This is a genomic window from Duganella aquatilis, assembly GCF_009674565.1.
GTDB lineage: Bacteria > Pseudomonadota > Gammaproteobacteria > Burkholderiales > Burkholderiaceae_D > Rugamonas > Rugamonas aquatilis.
In genome coordinates this window covers 258,766-277,577 of the sequence record NZ_WKJL01000003.1, presented here as the reverse complement: position 1 = coordinate 277,577, position 18,812 = coordinate 258,766, and the positions used below count along the sequence as shown (strand labels likewise).

General features: G+C 65.0%; 18 protein-coding genes. 9 read left to right on the top strand and 9 right to left on the bottom strand.

Annotation, left to right across the window (positions count from 1 at the left end; translation table 11 throughout):
• Positions 1–9 precede the first annotated feature (9 nt).
• Positions 10–1,194: a trans-sulfuration enzyme family protein gene (locus GJ698_RS07370; protein WP_154356958.1), complete on the bottom strand. Its 1,185-nt coding sequence runs from the start codon at positions 1,192–1,194 to the stop codon at positions 10–12.
• Positions 1,191–2,558: a pyridoxal-phosphate dependent enzyme gene (locus tag GJ698_RS07365; protein ID WP_154356957.1), complete on the bottom strand. Its 1,368-nt coding sequence runs from the start codon at positions 2,556–2,558 to the stop codon at positions 1,191–1,193. Before GJ698_RS07365 ends, GJ698_RS07370 begins: the two co-directional genes overlap by 4 nt.
• Before the next feature lie 67 nt (positions 2,559–2,625).
• Between GJ698_RS07365 and GJ698_RS07360 the strand changes: the two genes are divergently transcribed.
• On the top strand, positions 2,626–3,186 hold the full coding sequence (locus GJ698_RS07360; RefSeq protein ID WP_154356956.1) for a thymidine kinase: 561 nt from the start codon (positions 2,626–2,628) through the stop codon (positions 3,184–3,186).
• A gap of 26 nt (positions 3,187–3,212) precedes the next feature.
• Here GJ698_RS07360 and GJ698_RS07355 read toward each other — a convergent pair whose 3' ends face one another.
• Genes GJ698_RS07355 through GJ698_RS07335 form a run of 5 tightly spaced genes read right to left on the bottom strand, consistent with a single transcriptional unit; the run spans position 3,213 to position 7,783 of the window.
• A complete protein-coding gene (locus tag GJ698_RS07355) occupies positions 3,213–3,917 on the bottom strand; it encodes an ABC transporter ATP-binding protein (protein ID WP_154356955.1) in 705 nt (234 codons plus the stop codon).
• A gap of 9 nt (positions 3,918–3,926) precedes the next feature.
• Positions 3,927–4,670, bottom strand: a complete 744-nt coding sequence (locus tag GJ698_RS07350; RefSeq protein ID WP_154356954.1) for an ABC transporter ATP-binding protein — start codon at positions 4,668–4,670, stop codon at positions 3,927–3,929.
• Positions 4,660–5,643, bottom strand: coding sequence for a branched-chain amino acid ABC transporter permease (locus GJ698_RS07345; protein ID WP_154356953.1), 984 nt, complete (start codon positions 5,641–5,643; stop codon positions 4,660–4,662). Before GJ698_RS07345 ends, GJ698_RS07350 begins: the two co-directional genes overlap by 11 nt.
• A 13-nt stretch (positions 5,644–5,656) precedes the next feature.
• Positions 5,657–6,541 (bottom strand): branched-chain amino acid ABC transporter permease, encoded by an 885-nt coding sequence (locus GJ698_RS07340; RefSeq protein ID WP_154356952.1) that lies wholly within the window; start codon positions 6,539–6,541, stop codon positions 5,657–5,659.
• 27 nt (positions 6,542–6,568) lie between these two features.
• Positions 6,569–7,783, bottom strand: coding sequence for an ABC transporter substrate-binding protein (locus GJ698_RS07335; RefSeq protein ID WP_154356951.1), 1,215 nt, complete (start codon positions 7,781–7,783; stop codon positions 6,569–6,571).
• 145 nt (positions 7,784–7,928) lie between these two features.
• On the opposite strand from GJ698_RS07335, the gene GJ698_RS07330 reads away from it, so the two are divergent.
• Genes GJ698_RS07330 through GJ698_RS07320 form a run of 3 tightly spaced genes read left to right on the top strand, consistent with a single transcriptional unit; the run spans position 7,929 to position 10,236 of the window.
• Positions 7,929–8,378 carry a VOC family protein gene (locus GJ698_RS07330; protein ID WP_154356950.1) on the top strand — a complete coding sequence of 150 codons (450 nt, stop codon included), beginning with the start codon at positions 7,929–7,931 and terminating at the stop codon, positions 8,376–8,378.
• Positions 8,379–8,396: 18 nt separating this feature from the next.
• Entirely contained in the window at positions 8,397–9,608 is a 1,212-nt protein-coding gene (locus tag GJ698_RS07325) for an FAD binding domain-containing protein (RefSeq protein ID WP_154356949.1), read from the top strand.
• Positions 9,595–10,236, top strand: a complete 642-nt coding sequence (locus tag GJ698_RS07320; RefSeq protein ID WP_229259871.1) for a TetR/AcrR family transcriptional regulator — start codon at positions 9,595–9,597, stop codon at positions 10,234–10,236. Before GJ698_RS07325 ends, GJ698_RS07320 begins: the two co-directional genes overlap by 14 nt.
• Positions 10,237–10,240: 4 nt before the next feature.
• On the opposite strand, the gene GJ698_RS07315 is transcribed toward GJ698_RS07320, so the two are convergent.
• Positions 10,241–11,335, bottom strand: a complete 1,095-nt coding sequence (locus GJ698_RS07315) for an amidohydrolase family protein (RefSeq protein ID WP_154356947.1) — start codon at positions 11,333–11,335, stop codon at positions 10,241–10,243.
• 174 nt (positions 11,336–11,509) lie between these two features.
• Between GJ698_RS07315 and GJ698_RS07310 the strand changes: the two genes are divergently transcribed.
• Positions 11,510–12,532, top strand: coding sequence for a porin (locus GJ698_RS07310; protein ID WP_154356946.1), 1,023 nt, complete (start codon positions 11,510–11,512; stop codon positions 12,530–12,532).
• Positions 12,533–12,541: 9 nt separating this feature from the next.
• On the opposite strand, the gene GJ698_RS07305 is transcribed toward GJ698_RS07310, so the two are convergent.
• Positions 12,542–13,342 carry a substrate-binding periplasmic protein gene (locus GJ698_RS07305; RefSeq protein ID WP_154356945.1) on the bottom strand — a complete coding sequence of 267 codons (801 nt, stop codon included), beginning with the start codon at positions 13,340–13,342 and terminating at the stop codon, positions 12,542–12,544.
• A 147-nt stretch (positions 13,343–13,489) separates the two neighbouring features.
• Here GJ698_RS07305 and GJ698_RS07300 point away from each other — a divergent pair, with 147 nt between their 5' ends.
• From GJ698_RS07300 to GJ698_RS07285, 4 genes are all read left to right on the top strand, one after another.
• On the top strand, positions 13,490–14,440 hold the full coding sequence (locus GJ698_RS07300) for a LysR family transcriptional regulator (RefSeq protein ID WP_208023786.1): 951 nt from the start codon (positions 13,490–13,492) through the stop codon (positions 14,438–14,440).
• Between the two features lie 119 nt (positions 14,441–14,559).
• The gene (locus GJ698_RS31240; RefSeq protein ID WP_154356944.1) at positions 14,560–16,161 is read left to right on the top strand and encodes a methyl-accepting chemotaxis protein; all 1,602 of its coding nucleotides are present in this window, start codon (positions 14,560–14,562) and stop codon (positions 16,159–16,161) included.
• Positions 16,162–16,295: 134 nt separating this feature from the next.
• Complete coding sequence (locus GJ698_RS07290; protein ID WP_154356943.1) at positions 16,296–17,945, top strand: methyl-accepting chemotaxis protein; 1,650 nt, start codon at positions 16,296–16,298, stop codon at positions 17,943–17,945.
• Between the two features lie 127 nt (positions 17,946–18,072).
• Entirely contained in the window at positions 18,073–18,711 is a 639-nt protein-coding gene (locus tag GJ698_RS07285; protein WP_229259870.1) for a TetR/AcrR family transcriptional regulator, read from the top strand.
• Positions 18,712–18,812 lie beyond the last annotated feature (101 nt).

Sequence of the window (18,812 nt, the reverse complement as noted above, 5' to 3'; positions counted from 1 at the left end):
TCTTAGCAGTTAAATAGCGTCCAGCGAACGGCGAATATCGGCCCTTAAATCCTCTATATCTTCAATTCCAACCGACAGCCGTATCAGGCCGTCGCCGATGCCCAGGGCCGCGCGCTGTGCCGCCGGGATGGACGCGTGGGTCATCAGGGCAGGGTGCTCGATCAGGCTTTCGACGCCGCCCAGGCTCTCGGCCAGCGCGAATACCTGGCAGCTTTCCAGGAAGCGGCGCGCACCCGGCAGGTCGGCATTCAGGTCGATCGAGATGATGCCGCCGAAGCCCTGCATCTGGCGCTTGGCCAGTGCGTGCTGCGGGTGCGATTCCAGGCCGGGGTAGAACACCTTGCGCACTTCCGGCTGTTGTTCCAGCCAGCGCGCCAGTTCCAGCGCGCTGGCGCAGTGGCGCTCCATGCGGATGGCCAGCGTTTTCACGCCGCGCAGCGCCAGGAAGCTGTCGAACGGACCGGCGATCGCGCCCACCGAGTTTTGCAGGAAGGCCAGCTGCTCGCGCCATTCCTTCTGGCGCTCCTCGCCGCCCACCACGGCAATGCCGCCGATGATGTCAGAGTGGCCGTTCAAGTACTTGGTGGCCGAGTGCACCACGATGTCGAAGCCGTGTTCCAGCGGGCGCTGGACGATCGGGCTGGCGAAGGTGTTGTCGGCGATGGCGATGATGCCGCGCTCGCGGCATATGGTGGCGATGGCCTGCAAATCGGCCAGCTTGAGCATCGGGTTGGTCGGCGTTTCGACCCACACCATTTTCGTCTCCGGCTTGATGGCGGCCAGCAGGTTTTCAGGATTGGTCAGGTCGACGTAGCTGAAGTGGTGGCCGGCGCTGCGGCGGCGCACGCGTTCGAACAGGCGGTAGGTGCCGCCGTACATATCGTCGCCGGCGATGATGTGCGAGCCGGCGTCGGCCAGTTCCAGCACCGTCGATATCGCCGCCAGGCCGGAGGCGAAGGCGAAACCTTGCGCGCCGCTTTCCAGGTCGGCCACGCAGCGCTCCAGCGCCCAGCGCGTGGGATTGTGCGAGCGGCCGTAGTCCAGGCCCTTGTGCACGCCGGGACTTTCCTGCACAAAGGTGGAGGTGGCGTAAATCGGCGGCATGATGGCGCCGGTCGATGGATCGGGCGATTGGCCGGCATGGATGACGCGCGTGGCCAGGGCGGATTTGCGGTGGCTCGAATGGTCGCTCAAGATAATGTCCTTCGCAGATGGTTAAGCAGGTCGTAGCGGGTAATCAGGCCGTAGAAGGTGTCGCCGTCGGCCACCACGGCGGTCAGGCCGCGGTCCAGCGTGTCGCGCAGCGCCTGCAGGTCGGCGGACGGCTTGAGGATTTCCAGGCGCCTGGTCATGGTGCCGCCGACCGCGTTGTTGAAGCGCTCCGGCTCCGCGCCCACCGTCAGCAGCACATCGGATTCGTCGATGATGCCGGCCAGCTGGCCTTTTTCCAGCACCGGCAGCTGCGCCACGTCGGCGGCGCGCATGCGGTTGAAGGCGATCATCAGCGTGTCTTGCGGCGTGACGCTGATGACTTCTTCGGCGTCGAAGCGGCGGCCGATCAGGTCGCGCAGGTCGTTGTAGCGCTGGCGTTCCAGCAGGCCCTGGTCGCGCATCCAGCCGTCGTTGTAGACCTTGGACAGGTAGCGGGTGCCGGTGTCGCAGACAAAGCTGACCACGCGCTTGGGCGTGGTCTGTTCGCGGCAGTAGCGCAGCGCGGCGGCCAGCAGCGTGCCGGTGGACGAGCCGCCCGGGATGCCTTCCTCCTTTAGCAGCGAACGCGCGGTGGCGAAGCTGTCGACGTCGCTGATGGTGTAGGCCTTGGTCACGCCGCTCATGTCGGCGATGGCGGGGATGAAGTCTTCGCCGATGCCTTCCACCGCCCACGAGCCGCTGGTTTCCGACACATGGCCGGTGGCGATGTACTCGGCCAGGATGGAACCGGCCGGATCGGCCAGGATGAATTCCACGTGCGGGGCGACCTTGCGGAAGTAGCGCGTCAGCCCGGTCAGCGTGCCGGACGAGCCGACGCCGACCACGATGGCGTCCACATTGTGGGCCATCTGCTCCCAGATCTCCGGGCCGGTGGTGGTTTCATGCGCCAGCGGATTGGCGGGATTGTTGAACTGGTCCGAGAACCAGGCGCCCGGCATCTCGGCCGCCAGCCGCGCGGCGTAGTCCTGGTAGTACTCGGGATGGCCCTTGCCGACATCGGAGCGGGTGGTGCGCACTTCGGCGCCCAGCGCCTTCAGGTGCAGCACTTTTTCGGTGGACATTTTGTCGGGCACGACCAGCAGCACACGGTAGCCCTTGAGCCGGCCGACCAGCGCCAGGCCCAGGCCGGTATTGCCGGCGGTCGCTTCGATGATGGTGCCGCCGGGCTTGAGCAGGCCCTGGGCTTCGGCCGCTTCGATCATGGCCAGGCCGATGCGGTCCTTGATCGAGCCGCCGGGGTTTTGCGATTCCAGTTTGAGGAATAACTGGCAAGGGCCGGTATCGAGACGGGTAATCTCGGCCATGGGCGTCTTGCCGATCAGGTTGAACAGCGCAGGTTTGTGCATGAGTTCTCCTAGGGGCATTTCGGCCAAGTATGCTCTATTTTTTATTTTCGCGGTTTATAATTCGCCCATGGCAAAACTCTATTTCCGATACTCTGCGATGAACGCAGGCAAGTCCACCGCCATGCTGCAGGTGGCGCATAACTACGAAGAACAAGGTCAGCAGGTGCGCCTGTTCACGGCCGCCATTGACAACCGCTATGGCGTGGGCAAGGTGACGTCGCGGCTGGGGCCGCAGCGCGAGACCGAGGTGTTCGATGCCAACACCGATTTTCTGCTAACGATAGACAAGAAAATCGCCTGCCTGCTGGTCGACGAGGCGCAATTCCTGAGCAAGGAGCAGGTCAAGCAGTTGCACCAGCTGGCGCAGGTGCGCGGCATCCCGGTGATTACCTATGGCCTGCGCTCGGACTTCCGCGGCGAGCCGTTCCCCGGTTCGGCCTACCTGCTGGCGCTGGCGGACGATATCGAGGAAATCAAGAACATCTGCTCCTGCGGCAAGAAGGCCACGATGAATATCCGCGTCGACGAAAACGGCAAGCGCATCAAGGACGGCGAGCAGATCAGCATTGGCGGCAACGAGAGCTACCGCCAGGCCTGCGGCCGCTGTTTCTACAGCGAAATGCACTAGGCGCAGGCGGCTGGCGCCGCCTGCTTTCACACCGCGCAGTAGCGCTCCTGGATTTCCGGGTCGGCCAGCATGGCGTCGGCCCGTTCGGTGTAGACGATGCCGCCCTGGTCCAGCACATAGGCGCGGTCGGAAATGCCCAGCGCCGCCTCGACGCTCTGCTCGACCAGCAGGATGGTCTTGCCTTGCCGCTTGAGCTGCTGAAACAGTTCAAACATTTCATCGACCAGCACCGGCATGATGCCTTCGGACGGTTCGTCCAGCAGGATCATGTCCGGATCGGCCGCCGTGGCGCGGGCGATGGCCAGCATCTGCTGCTCGCCGCCCGACATGGTCACCGCCGTCTGCCCCAGCCGCTCCTTGAGGCGCGGGAAGGTCTCGGCGATGCGGTCGATGATGTCCTTTTCCTGCGCCATCTTGCCCGAGGCGACGATGCCCAGCCGCAGGTTTTCCAGCACCGTCATGCCTGGCACGATGCGCCGCTCTTCGGGCACGTAGGCCAGGCCCAGTCCGAAGCGCTGGTGCGCCGCCAGACCCAGCAGGTTGACGCCCTTGAACGACACCTCGCCGCTGGTTTTCTTGAGCAGCCCCATCACGCTCTTGATGGTGGTGGTCTTGCCGGCGCCGTTGCGGCCCAGCAGCGACACCACCTCGCCGCGCTGCACTTCGAGGCTGACGTTTTGCAGGATATGGCTGGTGCCATACCAGGCGTTCAGGTTTTTAATGGTCAGCATGGTAGTTCCTCAGTGTTGGCCCAGATAGACGCGCTTGACTTCGTCGTTGGCGCGGATGTCGTCCGGCTTGCCGGTCGCCAGCAGTTCGCCGTGGTGCAGCACCACGATGCGGTCGCTGATGCCCATCACCATCTTCATCTTGTGTTCCACCAGCACCACCGTGCGTTCGGCGGCCAGTTGCACGATCAAGTCCATCATCGAGCGGGTTTCCTCGGGACTCATGCCGGCGGTCGGCTCATCCATCAGCAGCAGCTTGGGATCGGCCGCCAGCGCGATGGCGATTTCCAGCGCGCGCTGCTGGCCGTGCGCCAGCTCGCGCGCGGTGCGGCGCGTGTGGGCGCCCAGGCCGACCAGCGCCAGGAGTTCCCTGGCGCGGTCGTCCAGGGCCAGCGCCGCGCGCCGGCTCCAGAAATTCAGCCGGCCGACACGCGCCTGCAAGGCGATGCGGACGTTTTCCAGCACGCTGAACGCCGGGAAGATGTTGGTGATCTGGAATGACTTGGACACGCCGACATGGGCGAATTCGTGCTGCTTCAAGCCGGACAGGTCGCGCTGCTCGAACACCACCCGCCCTTCGGACGGCGGAAAGGTGCCGGACAGCAGATTGAAAAACGTGCTTTTGCCGGCGCCGTTGGGGCCGATGATGGCGGTCAGCTTGCCGCGCTCGAAGCCGACCGAGACGTCGTTGAGCGCGGTGAAACCGGCAAAGCGGCGCGTCAGGTTTTCGGTACGCAGGATCAGGTCAGCGGTCATCGAGTTTCTCCAGCAGGGTGCCCCACACGCCTTTGGGGAAGAAGAGCACAAAGAATATAAAGATGGCGCCGACATACAACTGCCAGTGTTCGGTCCATTGCGAGAACAGATCCTGGATCAGCAGGAACAGCGCGGCGCCGATGAACGGGCCGAAAAAGGTGCCCATGCCGCCCAGCAGGCAGATCATCACCACCAGGCCCGAGGTCTCATAGTGCAGGCTCTCGATGGCCACGCTGGACAGGTGAATCGCGTTGAGCGCGCCGGCCAGGCCGCAGATGGCGCCGGACAGGATGAAGGCGATCAGCTTGGTGTGCTCGACGTTGAAGCCGCAGGCGCGGGTGCGCGCCTCGTTCTCGCGGACCGCTTCCACCACGCCGCCGAACGGCGAGGCCAGCACGCGCGACAGGGCGAACAGGGTCAGCGCCACCAGCGCCAGGAAGGCATAGTATTTGTTGGTGGGATTCAGCAGGTCCAGCGTCAGGCCGCCGAAGTCGAGCGCCGGCAGGTTGACGCCGCGCAGGCCGTTCTCGCCGCCGGACAGCGGAAACTGGTAGACCAGGAAGTAGACGCACTGCGACAGCGCCAGCGTCACCATGGCGAAGTAAATGCCGCGGGTGCGTATCGCCAGCAGGCCCATCACCAGCGCCAGCACGGCGGAAGCCAGGATGGCCAGCGGTATCGCCGCCCACCACGACAGGCCGGCGTGGGCGATCAGGATGCCGGCCGTGTATGAACCCAGGCCGAGGAAGGCGGCGTGGCCGAACGACAGCATGCCCATGTAGCCGAACAGCAGGTTGAAGCCCACGCCGTACAGGCCGTAGATCAGGATGTTGACCGCCACCGAATGGTTGGGCAGCAGCCACGGCAGGGCCAGCAGGGCGACGACGGACGCCAGCGCGCGATGGTGGCGCACCAGGTCCAGCGGACGGGCGGCAACGGTCGCCGGCGCCAGGAAATCGGATTTTGCATGCATGATTTTTCTACCTTTAACTCATCAGACCGGGACGGCCGAACAGGCCCTGCGGACGCACCAGCAGCACCACGGCCATGATGACGAACATCGACACCTTGGCCGCTTCGGGAAACAGCAGCACGGCCAGGCTCTCGACCACGCCGACCAGCACGCCGGCGACGATGGCGCCCACCAGCGAGCCCATGCCGCCGACCACGGTCACCACGAAGGCCACCGTCAGCACCGGGCCGCCCATTTCCGGGCTGATGCCCTGCATCGGCGCCGACAGGAAGCCGGCCAGGCCGGCAATGCCGGTGCCCAGGCCGAACACGATCAGCCACACCTTGGCGATATCGACGCCGAGGATGCGGACGATCTGCGGATCGCGCGCGCCGGCCCGGACGATCAGGCCGAACGAAGTTTTCTCGATGAACAGCCACAGCCCGAACAGCACGGCCGCCGTGACGCCGATGACGAACAGGCGGTACAGCGGGAACTGGCCGATCAGGATGTCGGCCGAGCCCTGCAGCAGTTCCGGCGTATCCACCGGCAGGCCCTGCTTGCCGAAGGCGATGCGCACCAGTTCCACCATCACATAGGCCAGGCCGAAGGTCAGCAGCAGCGGATAGTCGATGCCGCGCCCGTACAGCGGCCGCACCAGCACGCGCTCGACCGCCATGCCGAGCGCGCCGACCACCAGCGGCACCAGCACCAGGCACAGCCAGAAATTCGGCTCCACCTGGTACAGCGCGTAGCCGGCGTAGGCGCCGACCATGAAGAACGCGCCGTGCGCGAAGTTGACGATGGTGAGCATGCCGAAAATCAGCGACAGTCCCACCGCCAGCAAAACGTAGACCGCGCCAAGCGCCAGTCCGGTAAACAGCTGTAGTCCCACCAGCTCAAGGGTGATGCCTTCCATGATGCCTCCTGCGGATCGGGTGATGGACTACTTGTGGCCAAGCTCGGCGCAGCTGCGCAGGGCGTCGGCCGACGCCGGCGCCACGCGCAGCACGGTGAACAGGTCGTTGGCATCCTTGGGCGCGGGCTTGGAAGCGATCACCAGCACCGATTGCACCGACTGGTGGTCGCAGGCGCGGTAGAACTGCGGCCCCTTGTAGGTGTCGTATTGCAGCTTGGCCAGCTGGTCGACCACTTTTTCGGTGTCGCTGGTGTTGGCTTGCTTCACCGCGGTCAGCAGCGACTTGACGGCGGAATAGGCCATCGAGCCGTAGTCGGACGGCAGCGCGCCGTTGTTGGCCTGCTTGTAGCGCTCGTTGAGCGCCTTGGCCGACGGGGTGCTGTCCTGGATCTGCCAGTAGTAGGAGCTGCCGCCCACCACGCCCTGGTACACGCCCGGACCGGCGGCGATGCGCGAGGTATAGGTCAGGATGGGCGTGACGAAGCGGATCGATTTCTTCAGGCCGAAATCGCCGGCCTGCTTGATGGAGATCTGGTTGTCGCGGCCGAAATTGTTGAAGACCAGGATGTCCGGCTTCAGCGCCATCAGGCGCGGCAGGAAGGTCGAGTAATCGGTGGCGCCCAGCGGATGCTTGATCTCCCCGACCACGGTGGCGCCGACTTCATTGGCGACCCGCGTGAAGCCGCGCGTCATTTCCTGGCCGTAGGCGTAGTCGGCGGTCAGGAAGGCGATGCGCGCGCCCTTGGTGAAGGCGTATTTGCCCACCGCCTGGGTGGTCATGTGCGGATTGAGCGATTCGTGGAAGGTGTAGCGCGAGAAGTCGGCCGCTTCGTTGATGGCGTCAGACTGGCTGATCGAAATGTACAGCACCTTGCGCTGGCGGGTGACGTTGTTGACCGCCAACTGGGTGGCGGCCGACAGGCTGCCGACGATGAAGTTGACGTGATCCTTCTCGATCAGCTCCAGCGCGCGGGTGGCGGCTTCGCCCGGATTGAGCTTGTCGTCGCGCACCAGCAGCTCGGCCTTACGGCCGTTGAGTCCGCCGGCGTCGTTGAACTCCTTGATGGCCAGCTCGGCGTTCCGGACCTGGTCCTTGGCTTCGGCGCCGTAGGGGCCGGTCAATGGCACCGGCAGGCCGATCCGGATCGGCGCGGCTTGAGCTTGCGATTGAGCATGGGCGGAAGCGGCCAGGGCGGCCAGGGCGAGGCAGGCCGCGCCAGCGAGCGGGCGTAGTGGTTGCATGAATGTCTCCTTTGTTTTTAGTGAGCGGTTGATAAATAATCGAATGTACAGACCGCGATGTCAAGAAAATCTTCAATTTTTCTTCTTGCTAGTTATCGATCGATAACTTATATTGAGTCAAACATCATCAACAATGGAGGAGCACATGGGTATCAGAAAACTGGGGCATTACTCGATCCGCACCGGCGACCTGGAGGCGTCGCGGCGGTTCTACACCGAGATGCTCGGCCTGCGCGAAGGATTTCGCCCGCCGTTCAAATTTCCCGGCATCTGGTTGTACGACAGCAACGATGAAAGCGATTTCGGCGTGGTGCACATCATCGGCATCGACGCCAACGATCCGCAGGGCCTGAAGGACTACCTGGGCGATAAGGACGAGGCCAGCCTGTTCGGCACCGGCGCGGTCGATCACGTGGCCTTCCTGGCCACCGGCCTGGAGGCGATGCGCGCCCGGCTGCTGCTGCGCGCCATGGATTTCACCGAGCGCACGGTGCCGTCGCTGGGGCTGTACCAGGTGTTCATCGCCGATCCCAGCGGCGTGACCATCGAGATGAATTATCCGCACGCCGAGGCGCACGCCCTCGGCCTGGCCTGAGACAACAAGGAGGAGACCATGAAACGAGTAGCGATAATCGGAGGCTCGCTCGGCGGCCTGTTTGCAGCCAACCTGCTGCACCGCGCCGGTTGGGATGTGCAAGTGTACGAACGGGTCAACGAACAGTTGGCGGAGCGCGGCGCCGGCGTGGTGACCCATCCGGAACTGTTCGAGATCCTGGCCCGCATCGGCATCACCGACGACAAGATCGGCGTCGAGGTGCCGTCGCGTATCACGCTGGATCACGGCGGCGCCGTCATCGGCGAGCATCCGCATCCGCAGATCCTGACGGCCTGGGGCCGCTTGTATGCGTTGCTGCGCGCGGCCTTGCCGGAGGAACGCTACCACTGCGGCAGGCATCTGGTGGATGTCACGCAGACCGCGGAGCATGTCGAGGCGCATTTCGCCGACGGCGGCACGGCGCAGGCGGAACTGCTGATCGCCGCCGACGGTATCCGCTCGTCGGTGCGCCAGGTGCTGGCGCCGGAGATCGCACCGGCCTATGCCGGCTACATCGCCTGGCGCGGCCTGGTCGAGGAACACACCCTGAGCGCCGAGACGCACCGGCAGCTGTTCGGCCACTTCGGCTTTTGCCTGCCGCCGCGCGAGCAGATGCTGGGCTACCCGGTGGCCGGCGCCTTCAATGCGATGGAGGCGGGCCAGCGCCGCTACAATTTCGTCTGGTATCGTCCGGCCGACGAGGCGGAAGTGCTGCGCCTGTCGACCGATGCCGCCGGCCATGTCTACGAAAAAGGCATTCCGCCGCCGCTGATTTCGGCCGGCGTGATCAGCGAGATGCGAGCCGCGGCCGAGCAGTCGCTGTCGCCGCAGTTCGCCGAGGTGGTGGCGCGCACCGTGCAGCCGTTCTTCCAGCCGATCTACGACCTGGAATCGCCGAGCCTGGCGTATGGCCGCGTCGCCCTGCTGGGCGATTCGGCGTTTGTCGCGCGGCCGCACTGCGGCATGGGCGTGACCAAGGCGGCCGGCGACGCGCTGGCGCTGACCGAATGGCTGAGCAAGCTGCCGGTGCCTGAAGCGCTGGCCGGTTACTCGGCCGAACGCGTGGCCTACGGCAGCCAGATCGTCGCCCACGCCCGCCACCTGGGCGCCTACATGCAGGCGCAGCTGCGCACCGAGCAGGAAATGCGGATGGCGGAACGCTACCGTACGCCGGAAGCGGTGATGCGCGAAACCGCAGTGCCACCTGGCGCGCATCTTGCCGACGCGTGAAGGACGGCGGCGGCTCGGCTCGGCGGAGCGCGAGCAGCTGATCGTGCAGCAGGCCATCCGGTACTTCGCTACCCATGGCTTCGCTGCCAGCACGCGCGAGCTGGCCAAAGAGCTGGGCATCTCGCAGCCACTGCTGTACCGCTACTTCCCCAGCAAGGAGGCGCTGGCCGAACGCGTGTTCAAGGAAGTGTATCTGTCGCGCTGGAATCCGGAGTGGGACCAGCTGCTGGCCGACCGCAGTCTGGCGCTGACCGAGCGCCTGCACCGCTTCTACCGGCAGTACGCCGGCGTCATCCTGAACAGCGACTGGATACGGATTTTCATCCAGGCCGGATTGAGCTACGAGGGCATCAACCTGCGCTACCTGGCGCGCCTGCGCGAGCGGGTGTTCGATGTGGTGCTGACCGAGCTGCACCGCGAATTCGCGGTGGCGGCGCCGACGCCGCAGCAGCACGAGGACGAGATCGAATTCATCTGGGGGCTGCACGCCGCCATCTTCTACATCGGCGTGCGCAAGTGGGTGTACCGGCTCGGCGTGCCGGAAGAGCTCGACCGGCTGGTTGAGCGCCAGGTCGAGGACTTCATGGCCAGCGCGCCGCTGGTGTTGCGGCAGCTGCGGCAGCCTTAGCGCGCTACAGTCCCAGCACGCGGCGCGCGTTGCCGCCCAGGATGGCCGCCTTGTCGGCATCCGACAGCGCCGGCGTATCCAGCACATGCCTGACCGGCTTGCCGGCCCACGGGAATGGGTGGTCCGATCCCAGCATCACCTGCGACGCGCCGACCTGACGCACCAGGTTGGTCAGCGCCTCCGGCGTGAACACCAGGCTGTCGAAGAACAGCTGGTTGACGTAGTCGCTCGGTTTCTTTTTCAGCGCCGGGCCGTGCGCGCAGGCGCCCGGATTGACGAAGCAGCCGTGGTCCATGCGCGCGGCCGAGGTGGGTAGATAGCCGCCGCCGTGCGCGGCGCAGATTTTCAGCTTGGGGAACTTGTCCAGCACACCTTCAAAAATGAAGTGCTGCAGGGCGATCGTGGTTTCCAGCGGGTAGCCGATGACGTTCGGCATCCAGCCGTTGCCGGCAAGGCGCTTGGCCAGTTCCGGCGTGCCGACCGGGTGGATGAACAGCGTGGCGCCAAGCTCCTCGGCCTTGGCCCAGACCGGATGGAAGCGTGGATCGGCAAAGTCGGCGCCGGCCACGTTGCCGCCGATCGCCGCGCCGCGCAGGCCGAGTTTGGTCATCGCGTGTTCCAGTTCCTGTACCGCCAGGTCGGGATGTTGCAGCGACAGCGAGGCGAAGGCGGCGAAGCGGTCCGGCCTGGCGGCGCACAGCTCTGCCAGCTTGTCGTTCTGCAGGCGGACGACTTTTGCCGAAAGCTCGCGCGGCTGTTCATACCAGAACGGATTGATGCTGAGCACTTCCATGTCCACGCCTTGCGCATCCATGGCGGCCAGGCGCTCGGCGATCACCAGGACGTTTTCCTGGCCGCCGTGCATGGTCTTGGGATACAGCGAAAACACGTCCATGCCCAGCAGGGCCAGCGCCTCCGGAATCATGCAGTGGGCGTGGACGTCGATGGTCTTGACCGGCGCGCCGTTCAGGACCAGTGGGGCGCCAGGCGCGGCGCCGGCCTCGGGCGCGCGCAGCGGCCCGTGCGCGCCGCAGCCGACCATGACGATGCCGCCAACGCTGAGGGCGCCGTGTTTGATGAATTGTCTCCTGCTTGTCATTCTGCTTCCTTGGTTGTTGTAAGAATTCTTTAATGATAGATCGATCAATTGAATTGTGCTGCCGGTTTTTGTATTTTGCTGCGTAAACGAGACAAAGATTGTCAGCGTTCAGGATTGTGTTTGCCAATTCAAATTATCGAACGATAATTAAACTCCATAAAAAACGGAGGAGACATGAAAAAAATTGGCAACCCGGCGGCCATGGCGCTGCTGTTGGCAAGTGCGGCCGGCGCGGCGTCGGCGCAATCGTCGGTGCAGGTCTACGGCGTGCTGGACATGTGGGCCGGCCGCTCCGAGACCAGCGCCGGCGGACCGGCGTCGAGCGTGGTCAACAGCGGCGGCCTGCAAACTTCGTACTGGGGGTTTGGCGGCACCGAAGACCTGGGAGCAGGGCTGAAGGCGATCTTCGCGGTGGAGGGCTATCTCCAGCTCGATACCGGCGCCGGCGGCCGCACGCCGACCGACGCGCTGTTTGCCCGCAACGCCTATGTCGGCCTGCAGGGTTCGGCCGGCGAAATCAAGATCGGGCGGGTGCTTAATCCGCTGTTCGTGGCGACCGCGCAGTCCAATCCCTTTGGCGGCTCGATCCGCCTGGCGCCGCTGCTGGCGCAGGTGTGGTCGATACCGATGTCGCGCACCGTGTATGGCGACACCAGCTGGGACAACGCCATCTCGTACACCACGCCGGTGACCGGCGGTTTCAAGCTTGCCACCTATATCGGTCTGGGCGAGACGAAGTTTGGCACGCGCACCAACAACGTCGGTTCCACCGCCAGTTACGAGCAGGGACCGCTGATGGCGACGCTGACGGTGCAGCGCGTCCGCGTGGGACCGGGGCTGGCGACCATCGGCCAGTCCGAGCAGAAGACTTATTTTGCCGGCGCCAGCTACAACTTCGGTGTCGCCAAATTGTTCGCTTCCTGGGATACGGCCAACAACACCGCGCCGGACGGCAAGGGCAAGACCGGGCAGGCCGGCGTTTCGGTGCCGTCGGGACCGGGCAACATCCTGCTGTCGTGGGCGCAGACCAGGAACACTGCGGCGGGCCTGGCCGATACGCGGCGCGACACCGGCGCGCTGGGCTACGACTACTTTCTGTCCAAACGCACCGAGTTGTACGCCATCCTCCAGACCGACAAACTGAGCACCGCCAACCTCGGCAAGACCTACGCCATCGGCATGCGGCTGAAGTACTGAGCGGCGCCGTCAGCCGCGCCAGGACAGGGCGGCTGGCAGTTCGCTGGCCTCGGTGTTCAGCAGTTCGGCCAGCGCTCTCACGGTCTGGCGCTTGTAGAGGGTTTTGCAGGCCTCGCGGATGGCCTGGCCTGCCGCCGTGGCCGCGCAGGCGGCGGTGGCGTACATGGTCAGCGGCGTGCGGCCGATCAGCAGCGGCTGGCCGACCGCCGCCAGCGGCAGTTGCATCGACTTCAGGGTGAACAACAGCGCCGAGCGGATGAAAATCACCGCGTCGAGCCGCCCGGCGCGCAGCATTTCCAGGCTTTGGCGGTAGCTGCTGGTGTCGTATTTGATGATGTCGGTGGAGGCGGCGAATTCCGCCGCGTATTCCGCATTGCGCAGGCGGCCGACGATTTTCCCCTTCAGGTCCGACATGGCGCGCAGCACCGTGCCGGCGCGGCCGACCACGATGATGTCTTCCATCGACAGCGGTCCCAGGCGGGTGGCGACGCGGTCCAGCTGCTCGGCCTGGAGCGCGACCATCAAGTCCACCTGGCGCTGCCGCAGCATCGCGGCGCCGCGCGGGAAGGGCAGCAGCCGCAGTTGCAGGTCGACCCCGCTCAGCAGCGACAGCGCATCGGCGGTGTCGACCAGGATGCCGGCTTGCGTGCCGTCGGCGGTGGTGGCGGCCCACGGCATCAGTTCGATCAGGGCCAGCGTCAGCGGCGGTTGCGGCGCGCCGCGCGCCGCCAGCGGCAGGCCCAGCAGAGCCGCCGCCAGTCCGAACGACAGTTCCCTTCTTCGCGTTTGCACTGTATCGGTCGTGGTCATCTCGTCTCTCGCGTTTTGCAGGTCTTCCCTCAATATAGTTGATCAATGGATTAATTAAAGGCGACCAAAAGTCTACATCGGCGGGCTGGCGGCGCTCCATGCTGGTTTTTTCTTGTAACATGGGAACATACCGGATACGGAGGACACGTGGGACTGAACAACTTTGGCGAAATTGCGACCTTCATCGCCGCCGTGAACGCCGGCAGCTTCAGCGTCGCGGCCCAGCAGTTGGGCGTCACGCGCTCCGGCGTCGGCAAGAGCATCGCCCGGCTGGAAGAGCGCCTGAATGTTCGCCTGATTAACCGTACTCCGCGCAGCCTGAGCCTGACCGACGACGGCGCCGCCTTCTACAAGCGCTGCGTGCAGCTGATGGACGACCTGGAAGACGCCGAGCTGGCGATGGCCGAGCGCAGCGGCGCGCCGCACGGCCGGCTCAAACTTAGCCTGCCGCTGGCGCTGGGCCATGCGCACGTGCTGCCGGTGATCGACAGCTTCCTGGCGCAATGGCCGAACGTGTCGGTCGAGGTGGGCTTCAGCGACCAGTGCGTCGACCTGATCGAGGAGGGCGTCGATGTGGCGCTGCGCATCGGCGCCCAGCTGCAGGACTCCGACCTGATCGGCCGCACCGTCGCCCAGCAGCGCATGGTGCTGTGCGCCGCGCCGGTCTACCTGGCGCGCCACGCGGCGCCGGCCGCGATCGCCGATCTGAAGGCACACCAGTGCCTGTTCTACGTCAGCGGCGGCAAGCCGCAGCCGTGGGTGTTTTACGACGACGAACTGGAACTCGAATTCACCGCCGCCAGCCGGCTGGCGATGAACAGCACCGAGGCGCTGCGCTTGAGCACGCTCGACGGCGCCGGCATCGGCAACCTGCCGTCCTACCTGATTGAAGACGACCTGCGGGCGGGCCGCCTGCTGGCGCTGCTGCCGGACCACAAGCGTCCGCGCATCCCGATCCGCGTGTTGTACCCGACGCGGCAGCACCTTTCCCCCAAGGTCAGGCTGTTCATCGATGCGTTGATCGCCGCCTGGGGCGACGTGCCGCCGTGGGAGCGCGACCTGCCGTCCGCGCCGGTCCGCGTGGTGGACGTTGCGTAGACTGCCGGTTGACATGAGGTAATTCCAGGGTTTGAAAACATGCCGCACAGAAAATGATCTTGCAAATTATCAACTGATAATTTAAGCTTTTCGGTTTGTACGCAAGGTTATTAACTAGCATGAATATTCGACTCACTTTCCGGCAGAAGCTGTGGTTCCCCCTCGCGGCCAGCCTGCTGTGCCTGGTGGCCATCGCCACCTTGCTGGTATTGAACGCGCGCCATATGCGCTATGAAGAACGCAAGCTCGCGCTGGCCAATATCGACCAGGCGGCGCTGAAGCAGATCGAGCGCTACGCGAACGATGCACAGGAGGGCCGCATCACCGAAGCGGACGCCAAAGAGCGCGCGCTGCTGGCGATGAAGGCGATCCGCTTTGGCGCCGACGGCTACATCGCCATCATCGGCCTGGATGCGCGTGCGATTCAGAATCCGATGGTGCCCGAATACAACGGCAAGGACATGAGCGGCTTCAAGGATGCGAACGGCTTCTACGTCTACCGCGAACTGGCCAACATCGGCAATTCCGCCTCCGGCGAGGGCTTCCTGACCTATCTGTGGCTGCGGCCCGGCGAGCATGCCGCCTCGACCAAGCTGAGCCGGGTGGTCGCCTACAAGCGCTGGGGCTGGATGCTGGTGGCCGGCATGTATATCGACGACATCGACAAGGATTTCTATGCCTCGCTGACGACGGTGGCGCTGATGCTGCTGGTGGCGGCCACCATCCTGACGCTGATTGTGCTGGCGATTAACCGCAGCCTGCAGCGCGCGCTGGGCGGCAGTCCGGAATATGCGATCGAGGTGGCCAAGCAGATCGCCGGCAAGGATCTGAGTGCCGACATCCACACCGCGCGCGACGACACCAGCAGCCTGCTGTACGCCATGAAAACCATGCAGGCCAACCTGGCCGAGATGATCGCCGCGATCCACGACAGCGCGGACGCCATCGCCACCTCGTCGGCGGAAATCGCGGCCGGCAATCTGGACCTGTCCTCGCGCACCGAAATGCAGGCCAGCACGCTGGAGGAGACCGCCGCGTCGATGGAGGAATTCACCCAGGCCGTCACGCACAACGCGGAAAACGCCCGCATCGCCAGCGAGCTGGCCGTCAGCGCCTCGGATGTGGCGAAGTACGGCGGCGGCGTGGTGGCGGAAGTCACCAGCACCATGGCCGCCATCCACACCAGCGCGGCGAAGATCGAGGACATCACCGGCGTGATCGACGGCATCGCCTTCCAGACCAACATCCTGGCGCTGAATGCGGCGGTCGAGGCGGCGCGTGCCGGCGAGCAGGGACGCGGCTTTGCCGTGGTCGCCAGCGAGGTGCGCAACCTGGCCCAGCGCAGCGCCAGCGCGGCCAAGGAAATCAAGACCCTGATCGACGACTCCGTGCAGCGCATCGGCGCCGGCGCGGCGCTGGCCGAAAAAGCCGGCGAGACGATGGAAAAAGTGGTGGGCAGCGTCACCCGCGTGACCGCGATCGTGGCCGACATTTCCGCCGCGTCGCACGAGCAGCGCACCGGCATCGGCCACGTCAACACCGCCATCACCGAAATCGACACCGCGACCCAGCAGAACGCGGCGCTGGTGGAGCAGGCTGCGGCGGCCGCCGGCAGCCTGAGCGAGCAGGCCGCCGGCCTGACCGGTCTGGTCAACAGCTTCCGTCTGGCGCCGGCCGCCGCGCCCTCGCTGGCGGTTCCGCAACGGCTGCGGCTGCGCTGACGCTGTATCGTCCCCCTGGGCTACGCCATGTAGACATCCAGTCGACGCCGATAGCTTGATAATGATCACATGATCAATTAAGGTGATCATATGCCGCCGCCGGTGGCGGGCCGATGTCTAGAAAAGGGAATGGTATGAAAAAGATCACGTTCAAGCAAAAGCTCTGGTTGCCGCTGATTGCCAGCCTGGCATGCCTATGTGCGATTTCGGTCTTCCACGTCATGGAAGCGCGCGACCTGCGGTATGCCGAACGCAAGGCCGACCTGGCGGACGTCGCCAAGGCGGCCCTGACCATTGTCCAGGGCCTGTCGGCCGACGCCGCCGCCGGCAAGATCAGCGAAGCCGAAGCCCGAACCCGCGCCAAGGAAGTCCTGAAAAGCATACGCTACGGCGAGGATGGTTATCTGGTGATCATCAGCATGGACGCGCGGCCGATCCAGAATCCGGCGCGGCCGGAAAACGACGGCAAGGATCTCAGCGATTTCACCGACCCGCGCGGCTTCCACGTGTTCCGTGAAATTTCCAGCATGGCCGCCTCGGCCGCCGGCGAGGGCTATCTGTCGTACTTCTGGCTGCGTCCCGGCAGCACCGAGCCTTCCGAAAAACTCAGCCGCGTGGTCAGCTTCAAGCCATGGGGCTGGGCCCTGGTGTCGGGCCTGTATGTGGACGACATCAACAAGGCCTTCTACGCCTCCCTGCAAAAGGTGGGCGTGATGGTGGCGGCGGTGTGCCTGCTGCTGTCGGCCATCGTGATCGCGGTCAACCGCAGCCTGCACCGGACCATCGGCGGCAGCCCGGAATACGCGGCCGAAATGGCCTTGCGCATCGCCGACAAGGACTTGAGCGTTGCCGTCATCACCGACAGCAAGGACCAGCACAGCCTGCTGTTTGCCATGCGCCGCATGCAGGAAAACCTGGCCGGCATGATTGGCGACATACGCGGCAGCGCGGAAACCATCGCGGCGGCGTCGTCGCAGATCGCCACCGGCAACCTGGACCTGTCCAGCCGCACCGAAATGCAGGCCGGCTCGCTGGAGGAAACCGCTGCTTCGATGGAGCAGCTGACCCAGGCGGTGGCGCAGAATGCCGAACATTCGGAGCAGGCCAACACGCTGGCCAAGGCCGCGGCCGGCGTGGCGCAGCGCGGCGGCCAGGCGGTCACCGAGGTGGTCAGCACCATGGCCGCCATCAACGCCAGCGCCACGCGCATCGAAGCCATCATCGGCACCATCGACGGCATTGCCTTCCAGACCAATATCCTGGCGCTGAACGCGGCGGTGGAGGCGGCGCGCGCCGGTGAACAGGGACGCGGTTTCGCGGTGGTGGCGACGGAAGTCCGTGGCCTGGCGCAACGCAGCGCCGAGGCCGCCAAGGAAATCAAAGTGCTGATCGACGACGCCGTGCGCAATATCGGCGACGGCACGTTGATGGTGGAGCGGGCCGGCGCCACCATGGGCGAGGTGGTCAGCAGCGTGGACCGCGTCACCGCCGTGATTTCGGCGATCAGCGAAGCCTCCAGCGAGCAGCGCACCGGCATAGGCCACGTGAACACCGCGATCACCGAGATGGACAGCGTGACGCAGCAGAATGCGGCGCTGGTGGAGGAGGCGGCTGCCGCTGCCTCCAGCCTGCGCGACCAGGCGGCGTCGCTGTCGGAGATGGTCGGCAGCTTCCAGCTGGAAGCGCAGCCGGCGGCGGCCAGGGCGGCGGCCGAGCCGCTGTCGCGCACCGCCATGCACCTCCAATACGCGGTCAAGGCGCCGCCGCAACTGGCCATGAATTGACGCCCTTCGGCGCGGTTGCCGCCGGATTTGTCAAATGATCCATGGCTGGCTATACTTGGCGCTCTTTTACTGAGAGCCAGACATGGGATCGCCCGCGACAAAAAAAGCTTCTCCCCGCACTCCCTCGATGGCGCCCACGGCGCCGACGCCGCGTCTGGCTCCGGAAGAACGCGAGCAACTGATCGTCCAGAAAGCCATCCGCTATTTTGCCGAGTATGGCTTTGGCGCCAGCACCCGCGACCTGGCCAAGGAAATCGGCGTCTCCCAGCCTTTGCTCTACCGTTATTTCCCGAACAAGCAGGCGCTGGCCGACCGCGTGTTCGAGGAAGTCTATCTGTCGCGCTGGAATCCCGAGTGGGAAGAAATCCTGGCCGATCGCAAGCGCCCGCTGGCGGACCGGCTGCACCAGTTCTACCAGCAGTACAGCAAGGTGATCCTGCAGCGCGACTGGATCCGCATCTTCATCCACGCCGGCCTGTCGCGCGAGGGCATCAACAGCCGCTACCTGACCCGTCTGCGCGAACGCATCTTCAATGTGGTGCTGGCCGAATTGCGCCGTGAATTCAAGGTCGCCGAACCCACCGAGCAGCAATACGAGGACGAAATCGAGTTCGTATGGGGACTGCATGCGGCGATTTTCTATGTCGGCATGCGCAAATCGGTGTACGGATTGCCGGTCCCGCAGGATATCGAGCGCCTGATCGACCAGAAACTCCAGGCCTTCCTGACCAGCGCGCCCTCGGTGCTGAAGAATATCCGCAAGTAGCCGCCTCCCTTCCGGGAGGGCTGGCTTTGCGATCCGCGCAAAGGTGATTTCGGCCGCGGTGGGATTCTCCCTGGCCTGACCTTCCCCTAGACTTGCCACAT